Origin of the sequence: Bacillus sp. SIMBA_154 (genome assembly GCF_046536015.1) — a bacterium.
GTDB classification, from domain to species: Bacteria; Bacillota; Bacilli; order Bacillales; family Bacillaceae; genus Bacillus; species Bacillus pumilus_P.
Map to the genome: position 1 here is coordinate 1 of NZ_JAWJBV010000578.1, position 242 is coordinate 242.

1 protein-coding gene is annotated in these 242 nt (G+C 36.4%); it reads left to right on the forward strand.

What is annotated here, in order from left to right; translation table 11 throughout:
• Positions 1-242 (forward strand): hypothetical protein (locus R0K30_RS23220; RefSeq protein WP_410613358.1); only part of this gene is annotated, 242 nt, incomplete at both ends.

A 242-nucleotide genomic window follows, 5' to 3' on the forward strand; every position in this document is an offset into this window, starting at 1 on the left:
GTATGAAGTATATCCCAAGAGATAAAATCTCAGGTTCATTCATGTATACGCAGGTAGATCCAGCAGTTTTTGAGATTGTCGAGAAAAGTACGGATGATGAAAATAGCAGATTAATTCTAGAAGATTACATGAAGATGCGAGATGAGCCTTTAAATAGTGACGGAATGAAGATGATACTAGATCATTTCGCCGTTCAAGACGATTTCGAGGTTGGGGATGCTCTTATTTTTGATAAAAATGTT